This is a genomic window from Wolbachia endosymbiont of Drosophila barbarae, assembly GCF_044752445.1.
Taxonomy (GTDB): Bacteria; Pseudomonadota; Alphaproteobacteria; order Rickettsiales; family Anaplasmataceae; genus Wolbachia; species Wolbachia pipientis.
Genome location: NZ_JBIXJM010000189.1, coordinates 1 through 5,665, shown reverse-complemented (window position 1 = coordinate 5,665; position 5,665 = coordinate 1). Strand labels below are relative to the sequence as shown.

At 34.7% G+C, this 5,665-nt stretch carries 5 protein-coding genes and 1 other RNA gene; 1 reads left to right on the top strand and 5 read right to left on the bottom strand.

Annotated features, from left to right (window positions below):
* The 3 genes from ACIPNH_RS03980 to ACIPNH_RS03970 form a co-directional block, all read right to left on the bottom strand.
* Nucleotides 1-659: GNAT family N-acetyltransferase (locus ACIPNH_RS03980; RefSeq protein WP_400771861.1), on the bottom strand; the 659-nt coding region annotated here is incomplete at its 3' end.
* Nucleotides 649-1,131, bottom strand: coding sequence for a phosphatidylglycerophosphatase A family protein (locus tag ACIPNH_RS03975; RefSeq protein ID WP_006279290.1), 483 nt, complete (start codon nucleotides 1,129-1,131; stop codon nucleotides 649-651). The genes ACIPNH_RS03975 and ACIPNH_RS03980, both read right to left, overlap by 11 nt.
* A gap of 19 nt (nucleotides 1,132-1,150) precedes the next feature.
* The gene (locus tag ACIPNH_RS03970; RefSeq protein ID WP_400771859.1) at nucleotides 1,151-2,134 is read right to left on the bottom strand and encodes an NAD(P)H-dependent glycerol-3-phosphate dehydrogenase; all 984 of its coding nucleotides are present in this window, start codon (nucleotides 2,132-2,134) and stop codon (nucleotides 1,151-1,153) included.
* A gap of 325 nt (nucleotides 2,135-2,459) precedes the next feature.
* On the opposite strand from ACIPNH_RS03970, the gene ACIPNH_RS03965 reads away from it, so the two are divergent.
* A complete protein-coding gene (locus ACIPNH_RS03965) occupies nucleotides 2,460-3,230 on the top strand; it encodes a response regulator transcription factor (protein WP_010962797.1) in 771 nt (256 codons plus the stop codon).
* A 51-nt stretch (nucleotides 3,231-3,281) separates the two neighbouring features.
* Here ACIPNH_RS03965 and rnpB read toward each other — a convergent pair.
* Together rnpB and ACIPNH_RS03955 are read right to left on the bottom strand one after the other, a co-directional pair.
* Nucleotides 3,282-3,631, bottom strand: an RNA gene (gene rnpB, locus ACIPNH_RS03960) — RNase P RNA component class A.
* 157 nt (nucleotides 3,632-3,788) lie between these two features.
* Nucleotides 3,789-5,633: a hypothetical protein gene (locus ACIPNH_RS03955; protein WP_400771857.1), complete on the bottom strand. Its 1,845-nt coding sequence runs from the start codon at nucleotides 5,631-5,633 to the stop codon at nucleotides 3,789-3,791.
* Between the last annotated feature and the right edge of the window lie 32 nt (nucleotides 5,634-5,665).

Sequence of the window (5,665 nt, the reverse complement as noted above, 5' to 3'; positions counted from 1 at the left end):
ATCTTTATTCTTTCTAAAACCATTTGGGTACCTATTCCACGATTCCTGTAAATTGGTAAAACTCCATCACTATAAAAACCAGCTACGCTATCTTGAACATAAAGACCGCATGTCCCAATAATTTCATTATTTAGTGTTACAAGAAAAAATCTTAATCTTGAGTTCTTATCATCATAATTTGATAATCCGCGAAAAAATGTGCTGACAATTCCAACGCCATGATAAAAAATTTTAGAAGTGTGTAGATCTAACTGTTCTAAGAGGTTGCTACCATTCACAGCATTTAACCTCAAGTTTGGAATAACATCAGCAGGTAAAAAGTAATTTTTCATATTAAGTAAAGCTTTTTTTGGTGTGCTAACGTGTTTTATTTCACACTTTTCTAAAATCTCTCTTATTTTCATATGTGAATTTATTACCCATGTTGCTTCTATATCTCTTGTTCTGAGATAATCTAGAGTTTTTTGTATAGAAAGCTCGGTACATTGATCTCCACAGAACACAAAATTAAATAATGACTCCCTGGTACCATTTATTGTAAATATGATGTTATCAAATTCATCGTGTACTTCCCACTCAGATAAATTCGCTGTGTACAGTATATAATCCTTTAGATTTTGAACAATTAAGCTTGAATAATAAATTTTTTTATCCTGCATACACCAACAATAAACAATAAAAGGCTCCTATAAGAACACAGGCTAAAATTGCAGCTATAACGTCATCTAGCATAATACCTAAAGGACCTTTGGTATTTTTATCGATTAAATTTATAGGCCACGTTTTTATTATATCAAAAAACCTAAAAGAAAAAAAGCACAACAACAATGAAGAACAATTCATCTCTTGGCTTAACAATATCGAAACTAAAAGTATCGTCAGCAATTGACCAACCACTTCGTCAATTACTACCTCTTTTGGATCACATGAAGTCTTGTAATGTTTTATATAATTACCTGTAGACCATAATCCAATTAAGAATAAAAAAGAAATAATTGCTGCACCTAAAATTTTGTTGCTCAGGATTACAGGAACAAGCGGAAAAGAAGCCAAACTACCCACAGTACCTGGCATTTTTTTTACTGTTCCAGACAGCCACCACGTTGATATTAATTTATATAAAAATTTCACAATATATCCAAATACAAAATTAACTTATAAGAACAGAAAGAGTATCCTCTATAGAGGCGCTTTCATACAATAATCTATAGACCGCTTCACATATAGGCATTTTTATCTTTAGCTTTCCTGCTAAATTAAATATGGACTCAGCAGTGCTAAAACCTTCAATCACTGACTTGCCTTCTGACAAAATCTGCTGAACATTAAAGCCATTGTCACTATTACCTATTTTAAACCCAAAAGATAAGTTTCTTGAATTCAAGGATGTGCATGTCATAATTAGGTCACCCAGACATGCTGGCCCAAGTAGTGTATTTATATCCACACTACCGTCACCAATTTTTGCTGAGTATAAAGCCTTAATTTCGCTCATACTTTTCGTAATCAATGCTGCATGAGCATTAAACCCAAGTTTACTACCTAGAACAATCCCACACGCTATAGCAAAAACGTTCTTTAACGCTGCACAAATCTGTACTCCTATAATGTCGTTACTAAACTTCAATTTAACATTTTCTTGTTGCAGCTCTGATACTAGCTTTGAACCTAATGTGTTATTTTGGCATGCAAGAACCATTGAATAGGGTAATTTTCTTGCAACTTCTACAGCAAAGCTAGGACCTGAAAAAATAGCAATAGGATTGTTAGGTAAAATTTCATTTACTATTTCACTAGGTAATTTTAATGTAGACTTTTCTATTCCCTTACAAGCTAAAATTATTGCTACATCTTTTTTCAGATTACAATTATGCAATTGCTGACATACCTTCCTCAGAGACTGAGTGGGAACAGCGAGGATTGTTACTGAAGCATTAATTATGTCTTCAATAGCCAATTTTACTGACACATTATCAGAAATTCGACAACCGGGTAGCTTGTCACTTTCTCTTTTCCCGTTGATTGATTCAAATGTAGTTTCATTGTGAGTCCACAAAATCACATCTTTCTTACTACCTAATGAAATTGCGATTGCTGTACCCCATGCACCAGCACCTAAAATTGATATTGCCACACAATATTCCTGAAAATATTACTTATACTTTAAAATAGTAGGATAAGTAAATTAAAAATATAACACAGACATATAGAATAGTTAAATATTTATTAACCGAAGTATTCTTTTAATAATAGTAACTTTAATTCAATATTTACTAAAAATATTATTACTATCATGGTATGTCTATTATATTTTAGATCTATTTATATAACTTTGGAACAATATATTTACTATTAATTAATAAGTGTAATTTTGATCATTTGTTAATAAAAATTTGATTTATTACTTTCCTTAGTTATATATATTACTAAAATTATAAATTATTTATGGGGTGTAAAATATGCGTATATTATTAATTGAAGATGATCAAGTAAGTGCAAAGACTGTAGTTAACGCCTTAACTTCTGATGGACACTTCTGTGACGTTGTTACTTCTGCACAAGATTATAACAATAATATGGTTTCCTCAAACGGAGATTACTATGACCTAGTTATTTTAGATATACACTTACCTGGTGATATTGACGGATATGATATATTGTTAAGACTAAGAAGTGCAAAAATCAAAGTTCCTGTCTTAATACTTTCATGCATATCCGCTGTCAATCACAAAGCTAAAGGACTCGGATATGGTGCCGATGATTACTTAACCAAGCCATTTCATAAAAGCGAGTTATTAGCTCGAATTAAGGCCATAGTGCGTCGTACTAAAGGCCATCCTGAATCGGTGATAAAGATTGGTAATATAAATATCAATTTTGATCACAGGGTTGTTGAGGTGAAAGGTAAAACGGTTCACCTTACTAATAAAGAGTATTCTATGATAGAATTGCTAGCACTGCGTAAAGGAACAGTACTAACAAAAGAAATGTTCTTAAATCATCTTTACAATGGCTTGGATGAACCTTCAGATAACAAGATAGTTGATGTTTTTATGTGCAAATTACGTAAGAAACTTGAAAGTGCAAATGATGGAAAAAGCCACATAGAAACCGTTTGGGGCAGAGGGTATGTTCTGAAAGAGTATATTGATGATGATGAATATTCTAATGTTAATGTAGGCGAAAGTAGTGATGGCTATCAAGCAGAACAAGTGAAGGACAACGCATGAAATGCCTACACATTTAAATATAGCATGGCTTATATCGCACGTATCATGTGAACGCCTAGGTGAAATATAAGCCGAGTTCTGTTTATGTAGCTATTTATCTGGAGTAAATGTTACCATTTACCGCATGCGATTTACCCGAGTAGATATGAGGAAAACATAAAATCTACTTCTATTTAATCTTGCTCCTAGTGTTGGTTACTCGACTACCAATGTTGCCATTGCCATGGTGTGCTCTTACCACACCTTTTCACCCTTACCTAAAAATATTTTAGGCGGTAATTTTCTGTAGCCCTATAACTGGAGTTACCTCCGGCGGGCATTACCCGTCACTATTTTTCCTTGGAGCCCGGACTTTCCTCTGCTATGTTTATCACACAACAGCAGCTACTTATTTCACCTAGGAATTATACTTTAACATGAAAATCACAAAAGCAAAAGACAATTTCCTAACAGTCTACATATTAAAAACATTTAGACAAATAGCTAAAGGTGATATTCCGGCACATCATCACTATCCCAAGATAAGCTTTTTTCACTTTTAGACTCTGCTTCAGTTAGTCAAGAGCCTGGTCCACCGCTTGAAGACGATGAGCTACTTCTTGATCGACTACTACTTTCTACTGATATACTATTTAGCACTGTTTCAGATTGATATATAGTTCGCATTCTGTTACCAGTGGTAAAAATTTCTTCATCGCTACTTGAAGATGATCGCCTTCTATAACCCAAATCAGTTAGTTCTAATACAGGAGCAGCATTACGACCCTTAACATATCTATATGCTATGAATCCTATAATTCCAACAATACCTATTGCTCCAACCAAAGATCCCCCTATCATTCCTGCCTTATTAGACCCTATAGCAAGTTGAGTAGGTTGTGGTGAAGAAGTAGACTGAGGAAGTAAAGTCGTGGTGAATATAGGAGTTGTTGACTCTTTTGTTCTAGTACTTGGTATACTAAATACTGTTTGTGTAGTTTTCTCTGAGCTTGTTGTTGGCGCAGTTGGTTCCACTGTTACTGTGCTTGTTTGAGTCGTTGACTCTGTTGAAGGTTTATTCGTTGTAGAAGTAGGTGCAACGGCTTCTGTTGTTGGCTTCACTGTTACTGTACTTGTTTGAGTCGTTGACTCTGTTGAAGGTTTACTCATCGTAGAAGTCGACGCACCAGTCGCTGCTGTAGGTTTCACAGTACTTGTCTCAGTCCCTGAAGTTACTATCGGCACACTAGTTGACGTTGTAGCAACCGTGGTCGCTTGTGAAGTAGTAGTTGTTTTTGCTACTGTCGTTGACTCCGTTGAAGGTTTACTTATTGTAGAAGTAGGTGCAACGGCTTCCGTTGTCAATTTAGTAGTCTTCACAGCGTCGGTTTCTGCTGTGCTAGTAATTGCAGCAGTCGGCGTTTTCTTAGAAGTCACAACCGTTTCTGCAACAGTTATAGGAGCCACGGTACTACTAGAAATAATATCTGGCGTTAATCGACCGTTAATGATATTAACAAAATCACTGAGAGTTTTGATGCTATTTGCCGGTATTATTGTTGCTTCAGAAGATTTTCCAGAGCCGTTTTGATTAAAAGTTACAATATTTTCTCCACTTACCGCAGTTACGATAAAACCACCCTGACCGTTGCCTTTAATATATAATTGCTCTATAGGATCTGTAAATTGATAGATAGGAAAATCTGACACTGATCCATTTTTAAGTAGAGTTGCTATATGTAACCTCTGCTCATTAGCTGATTGGTCATTTTCAAGAAAAGCAACTAGATCATTTCCTTCCGTTTGTTCAACATACTGCAAAAAGCTTATTTCATGTTCTCTAGAAAGAGATAGTGCTTTATTATCTATTTGACCTTTTCGATTACCAAGTAAAAAGCCATTAACTCCATCCTTCAGACCCTGAATCACTTTAGCCATATCAAATTTAAAAATACGTGTTTTTCTCACCTCTTGATTTTCCTTAGTAATCCTTTTGCTCACTTGCGAATAAAGCATCGTGTTTCCATTTAATGCCAATTGCCCCTGATTATCAAAATTGAACAATTTTCTTTCTGTAACACCTTTTTCTCCAGTCAATACCTTAAATTTTCCGCTCTCGCTTGACTTTAAGTACCAAGAAACTAAAGTTTGATCCTTTAAGTTATGGGCGATTACAATTACGTCACCATTACCAACTTTCACTGCTCTTGGTTGAAAGTAACTATTGCCCACATTTGCAAGACTATTATTATCAATATTCTTTTGTAATTTTCTTTTATCTAAATGTTCAACTGAAGGAGTATTAACTGATTGTTTAATTCCGTAAGTGTTAAAAGATAAGCCTTTAACGCATTTTTCTCCTTCTTCGCTAATTCCTTCTTCAGGAAAGATATAGCATTTCTCATAATAGTCCGAACAGGTCATAGGAAGGCAGAATCAACAGCACGACGAAAGGA